Annotated in this window: 17 protein-coding genes, 1 pseudogene, 1 riboswitch and 1 other annotated feature; of the genes and pseudogenes, 15 read left to right on the top strand and 3 right to left on the bottom strand. The window is 42.1% G+C overall.

From position 1 onward, the window contains the following. Positions 1 to 98 precede the first annotated feature (98 nt). A complete protein-coding gene (locus BLV00_RS15300; protein WP_093045847.1) occupies positions 99 to 875 on the top strand; it encodes an alpha/beta hydrolase family protein in 777 nt (258 codons plus the stop codon). A 70-nt stretch (positions 876 to 945) separates the two neighbouring features. On the opposite strand, the gene pckA is transcribed toward BLV00_RS15300, so the two are convergent. Continuing rightward, positions 946 to 2,535 carry a phosphoenolpyruvate carboxykinase (ATP) gene (gene pckA / locus BLV00_RS15295; protein ID WP_093045846.1) on the bottom strand — a complete coding sequence of 530 codons (1,590 nt, stop codon included), beginning with the start codon at positions 2,533 to 2,535 and terminating at the stop codon, positions 946 to 948. A gap of 1,218 nt (positions 2,536 to 3,753) precedes the next feature. Between pckA and BLV00_RS22705 the strand changes: the two are divergent. The 3 genes and pseudogenes from BLV00_RS22705 to asnB all read left to right on the top strand — a co-directional run bounded on the left by BLV00_RS22705 (position 3,754) and on the right by asnB (position 7,741). Beyond that, positions 3,754 to 4,134 (top strand): annotated as a pseudogene (locus BLV00_RS22705) (thiol-disulfide oxidoreductase DCC family protein). 47 nt (positions 4,135 to 4,181) lie between these two features. Next, positions 4,182 to 4,290: riboswitch (SAM riboswitch) on the top strand. Between the two features lie 187 nt (positions 4,291 to 4,477). Further along, positions 4,478 to 5,677 (top strand): methionine adenosyltransferase, encoded by a 1,200-nt coding sequence (gene metK, locus BLV00_RS15285; protein WP_093045844.1) that lies wholly within the window; start codon positions 4,478 to 4,480, stop codon positions 5,675 to 5,677. A gap of 159 nt (positions 5,678 to 5,836) precedes the next feature. Next, positions 5,837 to 7,741 (top strand): asparagine synthase (glutamine-hydrolyzing), encoded by a 1,905-nt coding sequence (gene asnB, locus BLV00_RS15280; RefSeq protein ID WP_093045843.1) that lies wholly within the window; start codon positions 5,837 to 5,839, stop codon positions 7,739 to 7,741. Between the two features lie 114 nt (positions 7,742 to 7,855). On the opposite strand, the gene BLV00_RS15275 is transcribed toward asnB, so the two are convergent. After that, positions 7,856 to 8,380: a gamma carbonic anhydrase gene (locus tag BLV00_RS15275; RefSeq protein ID WP_093045842.1), complete on the bottom strand. Its 525-nt coding sequence runs from the start codon at positions 8,378 to 8,380 to the stop codon at positions 7,856 to 7,858. A 69-nt stretch (positions 8,381 to 8,449) separates the two neighbouring features. Here BLV00_RS15275 and BLV00_RS15270 point away from each other — a divergent pair, with 69 nt between their 5' ends. Next, the gene (locus tag BLV00_RS15270) at positions 8,450 to 9,250 is read left to right on the top strand and encodes an alpha/beta hydrolase (RefSeq protein WP_093045841.1); all 801 of its coding nucleotides are present in this window, start codon (positions 8,450 to 8,452) and stop codon (positions 9,248 to 9,250) included. Positions 9,251 to 9,255: 5 nt separating this feature from the next. Further along, the gene (locus BLV00_RS15265; protein ID WP_245728985.1) at positions 9,256 to 10,329 is read left to right on the top strand and encodes a tetraprenyl-beta-curcumene synthase family protein; all 1,074 of its coding nucleotides are present in this window, start codon (positions 9,256 to 9,258) and stop codon (positions 10,327 to 10,329) included. A gap of 16 nt (positions 10,330 to 10,345) precedes the next feature. Here BLV00_RS15265 and mnmM read toward each other — a convergent pair whose 3' ends face one another. Next, positions 10,346 to 10,918 (bottom strand): tRNA 5-(aminomethyl)-2-thiouridylate-methyltransferase MnmM, encoded by a 573-nt coding sequence (mnmM, locus tag BLV00_RS15260; protein ID WP_093045840.1) that lies wholly within the window; start codon positions 10,916 to 10,918, stop codon positions 10,346 to 10,348. A gap of 73 nt (positions 10,919 to 10,991) precedes the next feature. On the opposite strand from mnmM, the gene BLV00_RS15255 reads away from it, so the two are divergent. From BLV00_RS15255 to BLV00_RS15215, 9 genes are all read left to right on the top strand, one after another. Next, complete coding sequence (locus BLV00_RS15255; protein ID WP_176791606.1) at positions 10,992 to 11,315, top strand: DUF2524 family protein; 324 nt, start codon at positions 10,992 to 10,994, stop codon at positions 11,313 to 11,315. A gap of 366 nt (positions 11,316 to 11,681) precedes the next feature. Then, positions 11,682 to 12,404, top strand: a complete 723-nt coding sequence (locus tag BLV00_RS15250) for a hypothetical protein (RefSeq protein WP_143030735.1) — start codon at positions 11,682 to 11,684, stop codon at positions 12,402 to 12,404. Positions 12,405 to 12,407: 3 nt separating this feature from the next. Beyond that, entirely contained in the window at positions 12,408 to 12,788 is a 381-nt protein-coding gene (locus BLV00_RS15245) for a GntR family transcriptional regulator (RefSeq protein ID WP_093045837.1), read from the top strand. Further along, positions 12,781 to 13,488, top strand: coding sequence for an ABC transporter ATP-binding protein (locus BLV00_RS15240; protein ID WP_093045836.1), 708 nt, complete (start codon positions 12,781 to 12,783; stop codon positions 13,486 to 13,488). Before BLV00_RS15245 ends, BLV00_RS15240 begins: the two co-directional genes overlap by 8 nt. After that, a complete protein-coding gene (locus tag BLV00_RS15235; RefSeq protein ID WP_093045835.1) occupies positions 13,481 to 14,404 on the top strand; it encodes an ABC transporter ATP-binding protein in 924 nt (307 codons plus the stop codon). Before BLV00_RS15240 ends, BLV00_RS15235 begins: the two co-directional genes overlap by 8 nt. A gap of 1 nt (position 14,405) precedes the next feature. Next, positions 14,406 to 15,341 carry an ABC transporter permease subunit gene (locus BLV00_RS15230; protein WP_245728988.1) on the top strand — a complete coding sequence of 312 codons (936 nt, stop codon included), beginning with the start codon at positions 14,406 to 14,408 and terminating at the stop codon, positions 15,339 to 15,341. Positions 15,342 to 15,404: 63 nt separating this feature from the next. Next, positions 15,405 to 15,621, top strand: a binding site (T-box leader). A 49-nt stretch (positions 15,622 to 15,670) separates the two neighbouring features. Then, on the top strand, positions 15,671 to 18,085 hold the full coding sequence (gene leuS / locus BLV00_RS15225; RefSeq protein WP_093045833.1) for a leucine--tRNA ligase: 2,415 nt from the start codon (positions 15,671 to 15,673) through the stop codon (positions 18,083 to 18,085). Positions 18,086 to 18,259: 174 nt separating this feature from the next. Continuing rightward, the gene (locus tag BLV00_RS15220; protein WP_093045832.1) at positions 18,260 to 18,568 is read left to right on the top strand and encodes a rhodanese-like domain-containing protein; all 309 of its coding nucleotides are present in this window, start codon (positions 18,260 to 18,262) and stop codon (positions 18,566 to 18,568) included. Between the two features lie 19 nt (positions 18,569 to 18,587). Next, the gene (locus BLV00_RS15215; RefSeq protein WP_176791603.1) at positions 18,588 to 18,923 is read left to right on the top strand and encodes a rhodanese-like domain-containing protein; all 336 of its coding nucleotides are present in this window, start codon (positions 18,588 to 18,590) and stop codon (positions 18,921 to 18,923) included. Positions 18,924 to 19,261: the final 338 nt, after the last annotated feature.

The raw sequence follows: 19,261 nt of genomic DNA, 5'->3' as shown, positions 1-19,261 counted from the left end.
TGTTGGTTAGAATAACTAATGTAGTTTATGTGTGATTGAAAAAATGTGTGAACGCCCAGATGAAAAATAATCACGGCTTGCGTTAAGGAGGTGTTCGGATGAATGGCGAAGTGGTGGACCGACTGAAATTCCCTTCACCTCATCCCGATTTTGATGTTCACATGGTTACCTATTTGAGTGAAGGGCTGAAAGTGAAGGGGTTTCTGGTTGAACCGAAGGATGAACGTACTTATCCTGGATTTCTTTATTTGCGTGGGGGAATAAAGAATGTCGGGAAGGTCCGGATAGGGAGGATCATTCAGTTTGCAGCTCATGGGTTTGTAGTGTTTGCTCCTTTCTACCGCGGTAATTTGGGTGGAGAAGGAAGCGAGGATTTCGCTCTAACTGACAGGCATGATGCATACTCCGGTATACATGTTTTGGAGAATCACCCCAAAGTAGGGGATGATATATTCGTTTTTGGTTTTTCGCGTGGAGGAGTGATGGCATTATGGACAGCAATTGCGATGCCCCAAGTAAAAAAAGTGGTAGTCTGGGGTGGAGTCAGTGATGTTACGCTCACGTACTGGGAACGGGAAGATCTTCGGCGGATGATGAAAAGGGTGACTGGTGGCACGCCAAAAAAATATCCTGATCGCTATCTTGCCAGGACACCTCTTCATGAGCTAAGTCGAATGGACGCTGATTTGTTGATTATTCATGGTGCGAAGGATGAAAATGTGGACATCCAGCATGCCTACCGCCTGCAAGAAGCTATGAAGGTTACTAATAAACGGTACGAGAGCTGGATTTTCCCGGATACCGATCACTACTTTCCCCCAAAAACGAACCGGGAAACAGTCAAAAGGATGTGTCAATGGCTGCACCAAAAGTAAAAGAAGCGGACACGCATGATACGTATCCGCTTCTTTATATATATGAGGAGATGAGGAAACAATAGTCATACTAGCCTCGATAAGCCGGGCCAGCTTGAGCGATGGCTTCACTTGCATGGGTGAACTTTTCGAAGTTCTCATGGAATTTCATCGCTAATTCTTTTGCTTTTTGGTCATAAGCTTCTGGATCATTCCAGGTCTGCTTTGGAATCAATACTTCATCCGGTACACCAGGTACTTGCATTGGCGCCTCTAATCCGAAGATGTCATCTACGTGAGTTTCAACCGAATTCAGTTCCCCTTCTAAGGCTGCGTGGATCATTGCACGGGTATAGGAAAGCTTCATGCGATTCCCTTCACCGTATGCTCCTCCAGTCCATCCTGTATTGACTAGAAAGACATTTGTGTTATATTGGTCGATCTTTTCACCAAGCATTTCTGCGTAAGTGGCAGGGGCTAATGGAAGGAATGGAGAACCGAAACAAGCAGAGAACGTCGCCTGCGGTGATGTGACTCCTCGTTCCGTTCCAGCAAGCTTACTTGTGTAGCCACTGAGAAAATGATACATAGCCTGTTCTTTCGATAATTTACTGATTGGTGGTAAAACGCCAAAGGCATCTGCAGTTAAAAAGATAATCGTATTCGGATGGCCTGCAACACTTGGAAGAACAATGTTATCGATATTATCAATCGGGTAAGCCGCACGTGTGTTTTCCGTTAAGGATGTGTCATCATAATCGGGATTACGTGATTCATCATCCAAAATGACGTTTTCCAATACAGATCCGAACCGGATAGCATCATAGATCTGTGGTTCTTTCTCTTTCGATAAATTAATGGTTTTCGCGTAACAGCCACCTTCGATATTAAATACGCCTTTCGGAGACCATGCGTGTTCATCATCACCGATCAAACGGCGGTATGGATCAGCCGATAAAGTGGTTTTTCCTGTACCAGAAAGGCCGAAGAACAGAGCGACATCGCCTTCTTTCCCTACGTTGGCAGAACAGTGCATGGATAACACGTTTTTCTTAGGCAGCATGTAGTTCATAACGGAAAAAATAGATTTTTTGATTTCTCCTGCGTATTCCGTACCACCGATCAGCACGATTCGATGCTTTAACGAAATTAGAATGAAAGCTTCGGAGTTGGTCCCGTCAATTGCTGGGTCCGCTTTGAAATTGGGAGCAGAAATTACGCTGAATTCCGCTTCATGTTCTGTTAATTCTTCTTCCGTCGGGCGGATGAACATCTGTCTTGCGAACAAATTGTGCCATGCCAATTCATTGATGACCTGAATCGGGAGTCTATAATTTTCATCTGCTCCGGCATATCCGTTAAATACAAAAACTTCATCCTTAGCACTTAAGTAATCGAGTACTTTATGATATAAACGAGTAAATACATCTTCATCGATTGCACAGTTTACCGGGCCCCAATCCACTGTATTATCGGAAACATCATCTTTAACGATAAATTTATCCTTAGGCGAGCGTCCGGTATAAGTACCAGTTGTAGCGCGGACAGCACCTGTCGATGTGAGAACGCCTTCATTTCGATGTAAAGTTTTTTCAACCAATCGTGCTACAGAAAGGTTTTTCAAAACATTCTCTTGTGATACCAAATCAGAGAGTTGGGACATTTGATTTATAATTGTCATCGCGTAAACCCGCCTTTACATTAAGATTCAACCTATTGGAAAACCAAGTGTGGTTTAATTTGATTATTAGTATAACACATTCATTCTATTAGTCCATACTATTTTTTGTTACTGTCATATTTTTTTCATATTTTATTTCTTCTTATATAATGTAACACTGTTCATGCATATTGTTGAGGGGAAAGTGGGGTGTATACCTTCACTCACTTATGGTAAACGATACCCCTTTTTATAAAATTAACTCCACCAAATAAAAGTCTCTTTATAATATAGGTTTTGTAAAACGTTATTGTTGATTTTTTATAAAAGGCTTATTCAATTAAAGGGCCGTAAATTCTAAGACTTGATTTCGAGATGTTTGTCTGAATAAGGGTCCGGTGGGGAACGACTCCCTTTCCGCGGGCATGCGCTGAGCCTCCTCAGACTTCGTCTGTCGGGGTCTCACCTGTCATTTTCATCCCGCAGGACTTTGAATTATCATCCTTGAGAAACACCGCACGAAGGAAATGCGTAGCATTTTCGAAGAGTCTCGCCGTTCCCTACCGTACCTTCCCATTGGAGTTTCTCGAAATCACACTTGTGGTAACTGCCCTATGATGATAGAAAGAAGACTTTGTGCCCTCTACCTTTTTTGTAAATGCTCAAGATGAAGGTTTCAGCTATACACTCTTTCTTTTTTTGAAAGGGACGTTTATTACAAAACTGGCTGGATGGGCAGGGAAACGGCGAGACTCCAGTGGGAGAAGGGCTAGGCGAGATCCCGTAGGGCTTTAGCCCGAGGAAGCTTGCCAGATCCCCCGCAGGAAAGAAATGAATGCGTAATCGCCTTGGGAGACACGACATGCATAGCAGAACAGCAAAAGGGAAGGGCTCTTTCTTCCCGTTGATGGACTGCTTATGTCGCGAGTGTCTAGGCGATGAAGCTGGAAAGAAATGAATGCGTAATCGCCTTGGGAGACAGGACACGCATAAGCAGAACAGCAAAAGGGAAGGGCTCTTTCTCCCCGTTGATGGACTGCTTATGTCGCGAGTGTCTAGGCGATGAAGCTGGAAAGCGAGTCGTTTCCCGGACCATCCTATTCCTCTCATGGTAACGGACCCAACTATCTCGATACTGAGTCTTCAAGTAAAGGGAGCTTTAGCTGCAAAATCAACACTGAGATTTAATAGGACTATAATAAAAATAAGAAAAGACAGGGGGAATATTGATTGAAACTTATGGTTTTATATGATGCTCAGTGTTATCTTTGCCAACAGTCAAAAAGAATATTTCAGCGACTGGACTGGTGTCACAACATTCAGTGGAAACCATTGCAAGCTTATAAAAAGGAAACTAATTTGCCACAAAAAGAAGAAACGGCAATCAAACAGGAAATCCATATTATAAAAAGAGATGGAACAAAGTAGAAAGGTTATCATGCCGTAGTAACCATGCTCCGTTACTCCCCAGCTACAGCTCTCATCGGATTGTTAGGAAGTCTTCCTGGAATGGCATTAGTGGGAAAACCTTTATACAGCTGGATAGCTAAGAACCGATATAAATTCTTTAAAGAGAAGTGTCCGAATGGAAGATGCGATCTGCATAATCGAAGCAGTTAATTGACAACAGCGGTGGATTTGGTTACGATATAGTGCGAACGGATACTCTCTTATCCAGAGTCGGCGGAGGGGACAGGCCCGATGAAACCTCAGCAACCATCACGAATGTGAAAAGGTGCTAACCTGTAGCAAGGAACGATCCTTGAACGATAAGAGCGAAAGGAAGCAGACCCCCTTTCCTCATCAATAGGAAGGGTTTTTCTTTTTTATAAAACCATAATCGAGCTTCCCTGATACGGGGAGTTATAAAAATATGATTGAAGAGATGGTTGGTTTCCCATTCGTACTGGGAGAGAAGTTCCGTCTAATTTTTGTGCACATAATAAAGGAGGAGTTTGTTAGCATGCCTGCGAATCGCCGGTTATTTACTTCGGAATCTGTCACAGAAGGACATCCTGATAAAATTTGTGATCAGATTTCTGATGCCATTTTAGATGAAATCTTAAATAACGATCCTAATGCCCGTGTGGCTTGTGAAACAACTGTGACTACGGGACTTGTCCTGGTTTCAGGTGAAATCACAACTAGTACGTATGTGGATATCCCGAGTATTGTACGTCGAACGATAAAAGAAATCGGCTATACAAGAGCTAAGTTCGGTTTTGATGCCGAAACTTGTGCTGTACTTACTGCGATCGATGAGCAATCACCAGATATTGCTGGTGGCGTTGATGTGGCCTTGGAAAGCCGTGAAGGGAAAATGAGTGACAGCGAAATAGAAGCAATTGGTGCTGGTGACCAGGGGTTGATGTTCGGTTATGCGAATAATGAGACGGAAGAACTTATGCCGCTTCCAATTTCACTTGCCCATAAAATTTCCAAGCGCTTAAGCGATGTACGTAAAGATGGTACTTTAGACTATCTCCGCCCTGATGGAAAAACACAAGTGACCATTGAATATGATGAAAATGATCGACCTATGCGCGTAGATACGATCGTTATCTCGACTCAGCATGCAGAAGAGATTACATTGGAACAGATTCAGGCAGATTTGAAAAAACATGTTATCGAGCCGGTAGTTCCGCGCGAATTGATTGATGAACATACCAAGTACTTCCTTAACCCCACAGGCCGTTTTGTCATTGGCGGCCCTCAAGGAGATGCCGGGTTAACAGGCCGTAAAATCATTGTTGACACTTATGGTGGCTATGCCCGCCATGGCGGAGGTGCTTTCAGTGGAAAGGACGCAACTAAAGTTGATCGTTCCGCAGCTTATGCAGCTCGTTATGTTGCCAAAAACATCGTAGCAGCAGGTCTTGCTGACGCATGTGAAGTGCAGCTTGCTTATGCAATTGGAGTTGCGCAGCCGGTATCTATCTCTATCAATACGTTTGGGACAGGTAAAGTCAGCGAGGAGCGTTTAGTCGCCGAAATACGTGAACTGTTCGATCTGCGTCCGGCAGGCATTATAAAAATGCTTGACCTGCGTCGTCCGATTTACCGTGATACAGCTGCATACGGTCACTTCGGTCGTACGGATATCGCGTTTCCCTGGGAAAAGACGGATAAAGCTGAAGAACTCAAAAAATTATTGAATGATTAATAATAGGAAAGCGGATCATGCCTCCAATGGTTTGGTCCGTTTTTTGAGTAGGTTTACTACTCGTGCAGATGGGAAAATTAAGTATATCGTTTAATGATATTTTTCTGTGATATAATTTGACAGAAGATATAAAGAAATTATGAAGAAGGTGGGCCAATTATGTGCGGTTTCATAGGGTTGATTCGCAACCAGCCTCATCTGATGAATGAGGAAGAATTAGAAACTTTTCAGAGACAAAACGATTATATTACACATCGTGGACCCGATGATGAAGGGTTCTATCACGATGAATATATATCTTTGGGCTTTCGCCGCCTTAGTATCATCGATATAGAAAGCGGGCAACAGCCATTGAGTTATGAAGATGAGCGCTATTGGATAGTGTTTAATGGAGAAATCTATAATTATGTGGAGCTTAGAGAGGAATTAGAGAATCAAGGATTAGATTTTACAACCGAGTCTGACACAGAAGTCATAACCGCTTTGTTCCATCATAAGCGTGAGCAGGCCTTCAGCGATTTACGCGGCATGTTCTCCATTTTGATTTGGGACAAACAAAAACAGACGTTATACGGAGCTCGTGATCCGTTTGGAATCAAACCGCTATTTTATACCACGGATGAAAGAGGGACATATTTTGCTTCCGAAAAGAAAAGTCTTACGCTCGTACGGGATCGCGAGCAGGTCGACATTGAAGCATTGCACCATTATCTAAGCTTTCAATTCGTTCCGGAACCATGGACGATGACAGAAGATATCAAGAAGGTATCTCCTGGCCATTATTTTATCCAAAAGCCAGGGGAGGAAGTAAAATTTAACAGATACTGGCACGCAACCTTCGAGCCGAAATCAATGGATAAAAACAGCTGGATTGAACAAATTCAACAAGCTATGTATGATTCTGTATCCAAGCATATGCGAAGTGATGTGCCGGTCGGATCATTTTTATCTGGGGGCATCGATTCCAGCTTGATCGTAGCGATGGCCAAAGAATACAACCCTGGCATCCAGACATTCTCTGTTGGATTTGAGCGAGAGGGGTATTCAGAAGTCGATGTGGCCAAAGAAACAGCTGACAAGCTGGGAGTAGAGAACATCTCCTATACGATAACTCCACAAGAGTATATCGAGAAACTCCCGAAAATTATGTATCACATGGACGACCCCCTGGCTGATCCGGCTTGTGTACCGTTGTATTTTGTTGCGAGGGAAGCACGGAAGCATGTCACCGTCGTCCTTTCAGGAGAAGGTGCGGATGAACTATTTGGTGGATATAATATTTACCGAGAGCCTGAATCGTTGAAAGTCTTTCAATCAATACCTGAACCGGCTAAACATTTATTGGGGCGGGTTGCTGAAATCCTGCCTGAAGGAGTTAAAGGAAAGAGCTTTCTCGAACGGGGAACTACACCTTTAAAAGACCGGTATATTGGAAACGCAAAAATGTTTGAAGAAGCAGAGAAGCAGAAACTCATTCGCAACTACCGTAATTTCCGTTACCAGCAAGTGACAGAGTCTTTATATCAAACAGCTGGTAAATACGACCTTGTCAATCAAATGCAGTATGTAGATATTCATACGTGGATGCGCGGTGACATTCTGCTGAAGGCTGATAAAATGACGATGGCAAATTCATTGGAATTACGCGTACCTTTCCTGGATAAGGAAGTTTTCAATGTGGCAAGGGCTATTCCTGTCGATATGAAAATCGCCAATGGCACCACAAAAAGTATTTTACGCGAATCTTCTCGTGGAATTGTCCCAGATCACGTATTGGATCGTAAAAAGCTTGGCTTCCCGGTACCAATTCGCCACTGGTTGAAAAATGAGTTATACGATTGGGCGAAGCTGTTGATTCATGAAAGTGAAACGGATCAGTACATTCACAAAGGGTATGTACTTGATCTACTTGAAGCTCATTGCCAGGGCAAGGGAGACTATAGCCGGAAGGTATGGACCGTATTGATGTTCATGCTGTGGCATCAAATTTTTGTGGAACGTCGTCATCCTATTGAAGACTTAATCAATGAAGATAAACCAGAAAGCAAGTTGACTTTCATTTAAACGTCGCTCGTTGGTTTGCTGATGTTTATTTCAAAGTTTCCGAGCTAATTATGCAACCTACCTATTAAGGAAAAAATTCCCTCCGGCGAATGCTGGAGGGAATTTTTAATGTTTTTAAGACTTATCACTATTGCGCAGGTTTTTATAATATTGGCCTTTTTCGACGTATTCCCTGCGGATTCTGTTCATTTCTGAAAAATCCCCTTCAGTAAGTTCACGGACGACTTTGGCTGGACGCCCTAATGCCAGTGTTCGTGGAGGAATCTTTTTGCCAGGGGGAACAAGACTTCCAGCACCTAAAAAGGCCTCTTCCCCAATTTCAGCTCCATCTAAAACCAGCGACCCCATCCCTATTAAGGCATTCCTTCTTATTACAGAAGAATGGAGGGTGACCTGGTGTCCGACGGTAACACCTTCTTCTAATATAAGTGGGTTATTCGGACTTTGATGGAGCATGCTTAAGTCCTGGATATTGACATTATCCCCTATGTAGGTAGGAGCAACATCGCCGCGAATGACGGTTTTAAACCAAACACTGACGTTTTCTCCGATAGTGACATCTCCTGTAACGACTGCATCTTCTGCTATGTAAGCGGAGGATGCAATTTTCGGGTGCTTTCCTTTATATTCGCAAATCATGGGTATCCCCCTTATAATATAGTTATTAACAGTATAGCAAATTCGATGGCTGATAAAGGAGATTAACCGATGAAAAAAATGTACGCAGATGACGCTGTAGGGGTGGTAGTGATCGTCCATGGTGCTTTTGAGCATGCAGGAAGATATGATGAAATAGCCTCTCTTTTTCAACAGCAAGGTCTTCATGTCGTATATGGAGACTTGCCTGGTCAGGGGAAATCGACAAGACGCCGCGGTCATATCGACCGTTTTGATCAATATATCGATACAGTAAGTTTTTGGCTGGAAGAGGCAGCAAAATTTCGGCTGCCGATATTTCTTTTGGGTCACAGCATGGGTGGCCTGGTGGCAATCCGTACGATGGAAGAGAAGCACCCGGAAATTCAGGGGGTCATCTTATCCTCACCTGGCCTTGGCATATTGAACGAACCCAGAAAGTCGGTGAAGCTGGTCTCCCGTGTTCTTGACGCGGTCTATCCTAAATATAAAGTGGAAGCTCCAATCCTTACTGAAAAAGTGACTCGTAATGAGCAAGTTATCGAAGCAGATGAAGGAGACTCATTGATACTGGAAAAAGTTTCAGTCCGGTGGTATTGGGAATTTGTACGAGCCATCAACCTTGCATTCAAACAGCTCTCTGAGTTTCCGGATGTGCCGACACTAGTCGTACAGGCTGGAGAGGATATGATGGTGGATATCAAAGAGACGAAACGATGGTTCAATCAATTGGATATCAGTGAAAAAAGTTATAAAGAATGGGCAAACTTATATCATGAAATTTTAAATGAGCCAGAACGAGACTCGGTTCTTCGGCATATTGTAGTATTCATGAAACAGAAAGCGGAAGAAACCGGGCGCAAGGAGAGGTGAAATCATTGGCTGTACGTACACCAACAAACGCGTGGATGATGATGACGAATGTGTATCGCAGCGTCTTTCCGCAAGTCCGTAAGGAGCTGGATGGCTGGATTACAAAAGCGAAAGCAATCCCGAACCAGGAACTGCGTAAACAGGCATTAGCAAGTATTGCCGCAAAGACATTTCATTGTGAGGGCGGATCGATTTACAGCTTGTTAGCTGCAGATCAGTGGAAACAAGCAATTAAATTCATTGTAGCCTATCAAACCATCAGTGATTATTTGGACAACCTTTGTGACCGCAGCACTTCGATGGATCCGAAAGATTTCCGCATGCTTCATCAAGCAATGACCGATGCATTGACCCCAGGAAATCCTGTGAAAAATTATTATCAGTTCCGGGAAGATCAAAATGATGGCGGTTATCTTGAATCGCTTGTACAAACATGCCAGCAAGTATTGACTAAACCGAAGGATTATCAAGTAGCTCATCCGCAGGTCGTCCAGTTAGGGAACTTATATAATGATTTGCAAGTACATAAACACGTGGTGGAGGAAGAGAGGGTTCCAAGGCTGCAGACATGGTTCTCGCAATATGAGGCTGGAAAACACCTGAAGTGGTATGAGTTTTCTGCTTGTACTGGATCGACACTTGGAATCTTTTGTCTCGTTTCTTACACACTAGGCGGGAAAATGAATGGAGTTCTTGCCAAAAAAGTGGCTGAAAGTTATTTTCCTTTTTTACAAGGTCTGCATATTTTACTGGATTATTATATTGACCAGCAGGAGGATGAAATGGAAGGTGACCTCAATTTCTGTTCCTATTACGAAACTGACGAGGAAATGAGACAGCGCTTTGTATATTTTGTGAAAGAAACAAAAGCAAGGACTAAACTGCTGCCTGATCCTGAGTTTCATGAGATGATTCAGGAAGGATTGGTCGGGATGTATCTTGCTGATAGAAAGGTGAGCAGACTGCAAAATGCAAAGACATTTGTGCGTGACTTATTAAAAGTCAGTGGTAGGAAGGCGAAGTTTTTTCATTATAATACAAAGGTATATCATATGTTGAAACCCGGAAAATCGCTGTAAGCGACTATCCGGGTTTTTATTTTCGTTTTTCAATTGCCAGTATAAACGGTGGGGCATTTCTCTGATTGATGAATCCATATTGCAGTACATGGAATGAATGCTGGTCTAAGTTTTGCACGTATTCTAACAGCTGGTCTTTTTCTTCCGTGCCTCCAGGGTGACCGTGATAAACCACTAATACGATTACGCCTTCGGGCTGAAGAAGATCAAGCAGTTGTTCTATGGCAGACAATGTTGAGCCCGGGGTAGTGACAATGGACTTGTCGCTCCCTGGCAAATAGCCAAGGTTGAAAATCGCTGCTTTCAAGGAGGTAATGTGCTCTTTTTTTATATATGTTCCGATTTTTTTATGACTGTCTTGAATGAGTGTAACCTGTTCCAGTTGGGTGTCTGTCAATTTAGCTCGTGTATTGGTGATAGCTGATTCCTGTATATCGAAACCATAAACATGTCCTGTTTCACCGACCAGCTTGCTCAAAAGCTGTGTGTCATGGCCGTTTCCGCAAGTAGCATCCACAGCAGTATCGCCTGCCCTGATGGCTGACTTCATTAAGTCATGAGCAAAAGCAAGTACCTTTTTTAATATCATTCTAATTCCTCTTTCCTGAAAATTAATGATAATCAATTTTAGCATTGATCGAAGCTACTACCAATATCCACGTATGAAAAAACAACTTTTAACCAAGCTAATGGGTGAGGTGATTGCTATGGCGACGAGAGCGTCGATCGAAATGATGATCCAGGAGGCTGAACAGAGGTTAGAGCAAGCGAAATACGAATTGTCTCTTGCCAACCAGAATGGCTATCCGCTGACAGCCAGTTATACGGAAGCACAACAAAGCTTGGAACAGACAGAAATGGAAATTGATAAATTGATGCATAGTTCCAACCATCAGCAAAAGGATCAATTGCATCGGCTGCATCTGCAAGTCAGTCAATGTCTGAATGATATGATCCTTGATGAAAATGACCTGGAACATCGGTAAGTTAAGAACGGCCGCTCCGGCCGTTTTTTTGTGCTTAGCTTTATTAAATCTCATACTGGATTTTACAATTAAGCTCCCTTTAATTAAAGACTCAGTTTCGAGAGAACCTGTTTCTGGTACGGTTGAGAGTCTCTGGAGGTCCGGGAAATCACTCGTTTTCCATGGGCGTGCGGTGAGCTTCCTCAGGTTTCGCTTTGCGGGATCTCACTGATCATGTTCATCCCACTAGCGGGAGCTTTTTACTTAAATGCTATTGCTTCCAATTTTGTATTAGTGTACTATTTAACTAGTACACTAATGCGAAAAGGGATGGTTTCTGTGATAGGGAAAGCTTTTATAGGCTTATGGAAAAAAGAATGGGCATTAATGAAAGTTTATTACTTCGTAGTATTGATTGTAGGTTTAGTGTTTGCAATCGGTGTGTCTGGTTCCTTACAAGAGGCTAGATTGTTTATGATAACCGGAGTAGTACTCGTACTCCATATGTTCATTTTAGCGGCACTGGTCATTTACAGTTTGAACCGGGAAGCAGACCAGTTGCAATTGTTTCTTCATAATCCGCAATCAGCAGCCATACTCGTCGGAGTGAAGTTTCTCCAGTCCTTATTATTCATGGTGGTTTCGATGACGATATTTGGTTTAATAACTGTATTAACTGCCAAGCAATGGGTAGTTTTGACGTTCGGTGAATTATTCCTGGTGGTCGTTATCGCAACTATGTTTATTATTGGACAGGCATTATTACTGGCGGTATTGCTGTTGTTCTTATGGGTCATCCATCAGGTATTGAAAACGTATCTCGGCGGTCTCAGTATCGTCATTTCTATTATTTTATTTGTAGCTATTACTGGAATCACTTCCACAATTCGTTCTTCAGCTTTTTATGAACAGATAGTCGGATGGGGATATATAAACATTAATATAGAAAGTGTTTCTAGTGACCTGTTAAGTGTGTTTGGAGTGACTGTTCATGGAGGTATGCCTGGAGGAATTCCTGTCGTGCTGGGCGAGATAGTGGCCTGGGTACTGGCGATTACTGTTTTATACATCCTCAGCATTGTTTTGATGGATCGAAAGGTAGAGGTGTAAGTCATGGTGATGGAATTCAAGCCGGATAAACCTATCTATCAGCAGTTGATCGATAAAGTTTCCAGTGAAATCATCCGAGGTGATCGCACTGCAGGAGATAAATTACCATCCGTAAGAGAGTTTGCAGTAGAGACAGGAGTGAATGCGAATACGATGCAACGCGTCTATAGAGAGATGGAGCATTTAGGAATCGTAGAAACAAAACGAGGGCAAGGTACTTTCGTCACAGAAAATCTGGAGCGTCTTCAAGAACTCCGCACGGAAATGAAACAGTTGTATATAGAAGCCTTTGTTCAAGACATGGGCAAACTGGGGTTCACTGTAGATGAAATGGTCGAAGGACTATCGCAGTACCAGGAGGAAAGGAAGGAAAACGATGATTGAATTGCAGCATGTATCAAAAAAGTATTTGTTGAAAAAGGCTTTAGATGACATAGATGTTTCCTTTCCAATAGGGAAGATTATTGGAGTCATTGGGGAAAATGGGAGTGGAAAGTCAACGATGCTTAAGCTGATAGCCGGGTTGCTGCAGCCGACTAATGGAGAAGTACTTATTGATGAAAAGCACGCAGATCGCAAAATAAGTACGAAGGTAGCCTATATGTCGGATATCGATCAATTCTATCCTTTTTTCACGGTGAACCAGCTGGTGGACTTCTATGAAAGTCAGTTTCAAGATTTCCATCGAGAGAAAGCGAGGGACATCCTCAGGTTAATGCATATAGAAGGTGACGAAAAAATCAAACATCTCTCCAAAGGGAATAGGGGAAGAGTAAAGATGGCAGTCACTCTTGCCAGGAATGCACCATATATTCTCCTGGACGAACCTTTTTCAGGGCTTGACCCGATGGTGCGCACTTCGATTGTCCAGGGTATGATTCAATATATCGATTTACAAAGCCAGACCCTGATTATCACTACCCATGAAATTAATGAAATCGAGGCTTTACTTGATGAAGTGATCGTATTAAGAAAAGGAAAGATTCTGGGACAACAGTCTACAGAGGACATCCGAATGGAATATCAAATCAGTGTCGTAGATTGGATGAAGCAATTATATGAAGGGAGAACTAAATATGAATGAGCAACCGGTTGTCCAACTGAAAAACTTAACGAAGAAAATCGGTAGTAAAACAATTATCGATGACTTGAGTTTAGATCTTTACCCTGGGCAGGTAACTGGGTTTTTAGGACCCAACGGAGCAGGAAAAACAACAACGATTCGGATGATGGTGGGCTTAATGAAGGCAACCTCCGGTGAAGTAATCATTGATGGGTATCATCTTAACAAAAATTATACAAAAAGCATCTCTCAGGTCGGTGCAATTGTCGAAAATCCTGAAATGTACAAATTCATGTCTGGTTATCAAAACCTGGTCCACTTTGCCCGTTTGCAAGGCAATATTTCCAAAGAGCGTATTAAAGAAGTAGTGAAGCAAGTCGGTTTAGAGTCAAGAATTCATGATAAAGTACAAGCTTATTCTCTTGGAATGAGGCAGCGGTTAGGCCTTGCCCAAGCTATTCTTCATAAGCCTAAGTTTTTGATACTTGATGAACCGACAAATGGGCTTGACCCTGCAGGAATAAGAGAATTCCGCATGTATTTAAGAAAAATAGCGGCTGAAGATGGTGTGTCTGTTTTAGTATCCAGTCACTTGCTTTCAGAAATCGAATTGATGTGCGACCGTATCGCAATCATCCAGCAAGGCAAGTTAATCAGCATACGGTCTGTACAGGGGAGTGACCAGGACAAACGAAAAGTCTTTCTTTTCAAAGTATCCGATAAAGAGAAAGCATGGCAAATAGTAAAAGATAATGATGAGGATATCGAAGTAGAAATAATGGATGACCGCTTAATGATTAACCTGGAAAAAGAACAGGCAGCGCAAATCAATCGTACGTTCATAGAAAACGGAATCGATGTTTATGAAATCATTCCTCATAAAAAAACCCTGGAAGAAGAATTCTTAGAAATGACAGGAGGGGAACAAATTGTTTGAAATGAGCCGTCTCATTCGAAATGAGTGGATGAAAATTTTCAAAAGGAACAGCACTTATATTCTTATTGCCATCTTAATGGGAGCTGTATTTTTGTTTGCTTTTGTGAGCAGCTGGAGTAATAATCAACAAAGTCAGTCCATGCCATGGGAGGAACAAGTCAGCCAGCAAATGAACGTATATGAACAGCAAGCAGCTCAATCGGAAAATATGGAGGAAAAAATATATTATCAAGATCAGGTGGCTATTGCTCAGCACCGTCTTGAGGAAGATATCCCTCCTCCCAAACATACCGGCTTTACTCAATATCTACTGGATTCCAAAAGCAATATTACATTTGCGGTGTTATTCACAGTCATTATCGCCTCTGGTATTGTCGCTTCAGAGTTTACGTGGGGAACGATCAAATTATTGACGATTCGTCCTGTAAAAAGAGGGAAAATATTGTGGGCAAAATACTTCACTACATTATTATTTTCTCTTACGTTAGCGCTCATTACCTATCTTGCGGCCATTATTGGAGGGATGATGTTTCTTGAAAGAGGTGATGGTGTATTGCTCACAATGGTTGGCGATAACATTGTGGAACAGTCGGTTTGGATTGAATCCCTTCGTTTATATGGTCTTGCTTTTGTAAATATGATCATCATGACTTCATTCGCTTTTATGATTGGCACCCTGTCCCGTTCCAACGCTTTAGCCATTGGATTATCGATTTTCCTTATGTTTACCGGTCAGCAACTGGTATTCTTGTTTCAAGAATATGCTTTTGTCAAGTTTTATCTTTTCACACATACGGACTTTAGCCAATATTTACAGCCTAATCCAATGATAGAAGGAATCAGCCCGCTGTTTTCTGTAACGGTATTGATGCTCTATTTGATTGTATTTTTGTTAGTCAGCCATTTTTCCTTTACAAAAAGGGATATCGCTACGTGACTCCTTTTGCCATTGCTTGACAAAGCCCGCACGTTTCATTAAGATACGGATAGATATATTCATACAACGACTTGGAAGAGGAATAGTAATCAGCCTGCAAGAAATTCAGAGAGTCAGCGGCAGGTGTAAGCTGGCCTTGTAACTGATGAACTCGCCTTGGATGTTGCAGAAGTGAATGCAAGTAGCTTTTGTCGGCTCATCGCCGTTACCGATGCTGAAGAGGACGTGTTATACGTCAATTTGGGTGGTACCGCGGGAATACAAGCTTCTCGTCCCAGTTATGGGATGAGAGGCTTTTTTATATCTAAAAAGAGAATGGAGGAAAGGCTATGGCTTTTAACCATAAGAAAATTGAACAGAAGTGGCAGGACTACTGGTACAGTGAAAAGACTTTCCAGACTGATGCTTCATCCGATAAAAAGAAATTCTATGCACTTGACATGTTTCCTTATCCTTCGGGAGCAGGACTGCATGTCGGCCATCCGGAAGGGTATACGGCGACAGACATTGTTTCCCGTATGAAAAGGATGCAAGGATATGAAGTACTCCATCCAATCGGGTGGGATGCATTCGGACTTCCTGCTGAACAATATGCCCTTGATACTGGAAATGATCCAGCTGAATTTACGAAACAGAATATCGATAATTTTCGCCGTCAAATTAAATCATTAGGGTTTTCTTATGATTGGGACCGTGAAGTCAATACTACTGATCCGGATTATTATAAATGGACCCAGTGGATTTTCCTTAAGCTATATGAAAAAGGGTTGGCTTATGTGGATGAGGTGCCGGTCAACTGGTGTCCTGCCCTTGGTACAGTTTTAGCCAATGAGGAAGTAATCGATGGAAAAAGCGAACGTGGCGGCCATCCTGTGGAAAGACGTCCGATGAAGCAGTGGATGCTTAAAATTACGGAGTATGCGGATCGTCTCCTCGAGGATTTAGAAGAGCTCGATTGGCCGGAAAGCATTAAAGATATGCAACGCAACTGGATTGGAAAGTCAGAAGGAGCGGAAGTAATTTTTGATATTGATGGCTACGACGAAAGCTTCGAAGTATTCACCACACGGCCGGATACACTATATGGAGCTACGTATGCGGTGCTTGCTCCTGAGCATCCACTTGTAGAAAAAATTGTTACAGATGCTCAAAAAACTGAAGTAGATGAATATTTGCAAACTGCAAAAGCAAAAAGTGATTTGGAACGTACCGATCTTGCTAAAGATAAAACCGGTGTATTTACAGGAACATACGCAGTCAATCCAATCAATGGCAACAAGGTACCGATCTGGGTGGCAGACTATGTCCTGATGACTTATGGAAGTGGCGCGATCATGGCCGTGCCAGCTCATGATGAACGTGATTATGAATTCGCACAAAAATATGACTTACCGATTATAGCCGTGGTTGAAGGTGGGGATCTTGATAAAGAAGCTTATACTGGGGATGGCAAACACATCAACTCCGGTATGTTGAATGGGCTTGATAAAGAAGAAGCCATTCAAAAAGCGATCGATTGGCTTGTTGAAAACGGTAAAGGGGAGAAGAAGACGACCTATCGTCTACGCGACTGGTTATTCAGTCGTCAGCGATACTGGGGTGAACCGATTCCGATGATCCATTGGGAAGATGGCTCCATGTCCCCTGTACCCGAACAGGAACTCCCGTTGGTATTGCCGAAAACGACAGAAATCAAGCCGTCTGGTACAGGAGAGTCCCCATTAGCTAATATTGATAATTGGGTTCATGTAACAGATCCGGAAACAGGAATGAAAGGCCGACGGGAAACAAATACCATGCCACAATGGGCAGGAAGCTGTTGGTATTACCTACGCTATATTGATCCACAAAATGATGAGAAACTGGCCGACTACGATAAACTAAAGAAATGGCTGCCTGTCGATATCTACATTGGAGGAGCAGAGCACGCTGTATTACATTTATTGTATGCCCGTTTCTGGCATAAGGTTTTATATGATGTTGGTGTCGTTCCTACCAAAGAACCATTCCAGAAATTATTTAACCAAGGGATGATACTTGGGGAAAATAACGAAAAAATGAGTAAGTCTAAAGGTAATGTTGTTAACCCGGATGATATCGTAGATTCCCATGGAGCAGATACCCTTCGTTTATATGAAATGTTCATGGGACCACTTGATGCCTCTGTAGCCTGGTCGACTAATGGATTGGATGGCGCACGCCGATTCCTTGATCGTATTTACCGTCTAATCATTGCTGATGGTGAGAAATTATCCGAAAAGGTGACAGACAGGTCAGATAAGACACTGGAAAAGGTCTATCATGAAACAGTCAAAAAAGTGACCGAAAACTTTGAAGAACTCCGTTTTAACACAGGGATTTCCCAGATGATGGTGTTTGTTAATGAAGGTTACAAAGCAGAAGTATTGCCAAAAGAATATATAGAAGGTTTTGTGAAAATTCTTTCACCTGTAGCACCACACCTGGCAGAGGAGTTATGGGACAAATTAGGCAATAAAGGTACAATTGCTTATCAAGAATGGCCGGCTTATGATGAGTCTAAATTAGTTGAAGATGAAGTAGAGATTGTTATTCAGGTAATGGGCAAAGTGCGTGCCAAGATGACAGTTTCAAAAGAAGCCTCCAAAGAAGATTTGGAAAAACAAGCAATTGAGCATGAAAAGATCCAAGAGTGGCTGGAAGGGAAGACAGTCAGAAAAGTAATCGCTATTCCAGGGAAACTTGTTAATATCGTGGCTAATTAATTATATAGCTGAGCAGCCTATTAATGGTTCGCTCAGCTATATTTGTTTAATTTATAAGTAAATGAGATATAGTATAAATGAATAAGCTTTTCATACCCCGGTACCTATCCCTTGACATTATGAAAAAATTGCTTAAAATTAGTGAAGGTAAAAGTTCTTAAGGAGGAATGCAAGATGGCTATTCATGAATATAAACCTGAAGAAGTGCAAGATATGATAAAAGAAAATAAAGATGTCCAAATCATCGATGTTCGAGAAGATGATGAGGTAGCGCAAGGAATGATCCCGCAAGCAAAACACATTCGTTTAGGGGATATTCCAGAAGCTGCAAATAATTTAGATAAAGATCAGGAATATATTATGGTTTGCCGTTCTGGTGGACGCAGTATGAACGCTGCCCAGTACTTGGATCAACAGGGATTCAAGGTGCGCAACTTAGAAGGCGGTATGATGAACTGGGACGGGGAAACCCAACCTAAATAGATAGAAGGGGTAATGGAAAGTGGAATTATTGATTGCGTTAGTTATAAGTCTGACAATTGTGGTTGTCACTCGGTATGCTGTTCCTAGATGGAAACTTAAAAAAATCGAACAACCAGTTGTCATAGATGAGCGTTTCTGTGTTATAGATATCCGGGATTATATTTCTGCCCACCGTTCGCCTTATCCGGGTGCAGAAAATATTCCGCTTAGTTACTTGCCGCGGGCACTCAAGGAACATTTTGATTGCCCAAAAGACGTACTTGTCATAAGCGATGATTTCCGAGGAGCAAGAATCGCAGCAAATATCTTCCGGAAGAAAAGAAAGAAAAACATCTATTATGTTACGGCTGCATAATAAATGCATGGAGTTGTCCTACACAACAGAAGGACAGCTCCATTTGCTTTTATGAGACTATCTTAAAAAATTCATATATAGTGTTGACAATCAAAAAGAAAATCTGTAATATAGGTTTTGTCGCTTCTTGAGCGAAAGTTTTTCAAACAAAGCCCTTTGAAGAAAATATCTATTATACTATTGACATTTTCTTCGATAATGTGCTATAATTCTATTACTGTCGATAAAAGACAGGCTCAAAAATTGATCTTTGAAAACTGAACGAACCAACCAGTACGTCAAATTAATTTCTTCATTATATGAGGAAATAAAACAACGCACTTTAGCAGTGCAAACAT

This window comes from Thalassobacillus cyri (assembly GCF_900107755.1).
GTDB lineage: Bacteria > Bacillota > Bacilli > Bacillales > Halobacillaceae > Thalassobacillus > Thalassobacillus cyri.
The sequence above is the reverse complement of the archived record's forward strand: the minus strand, read 5'-3'. Positions and strand labels throughout refer to the sequence as shown.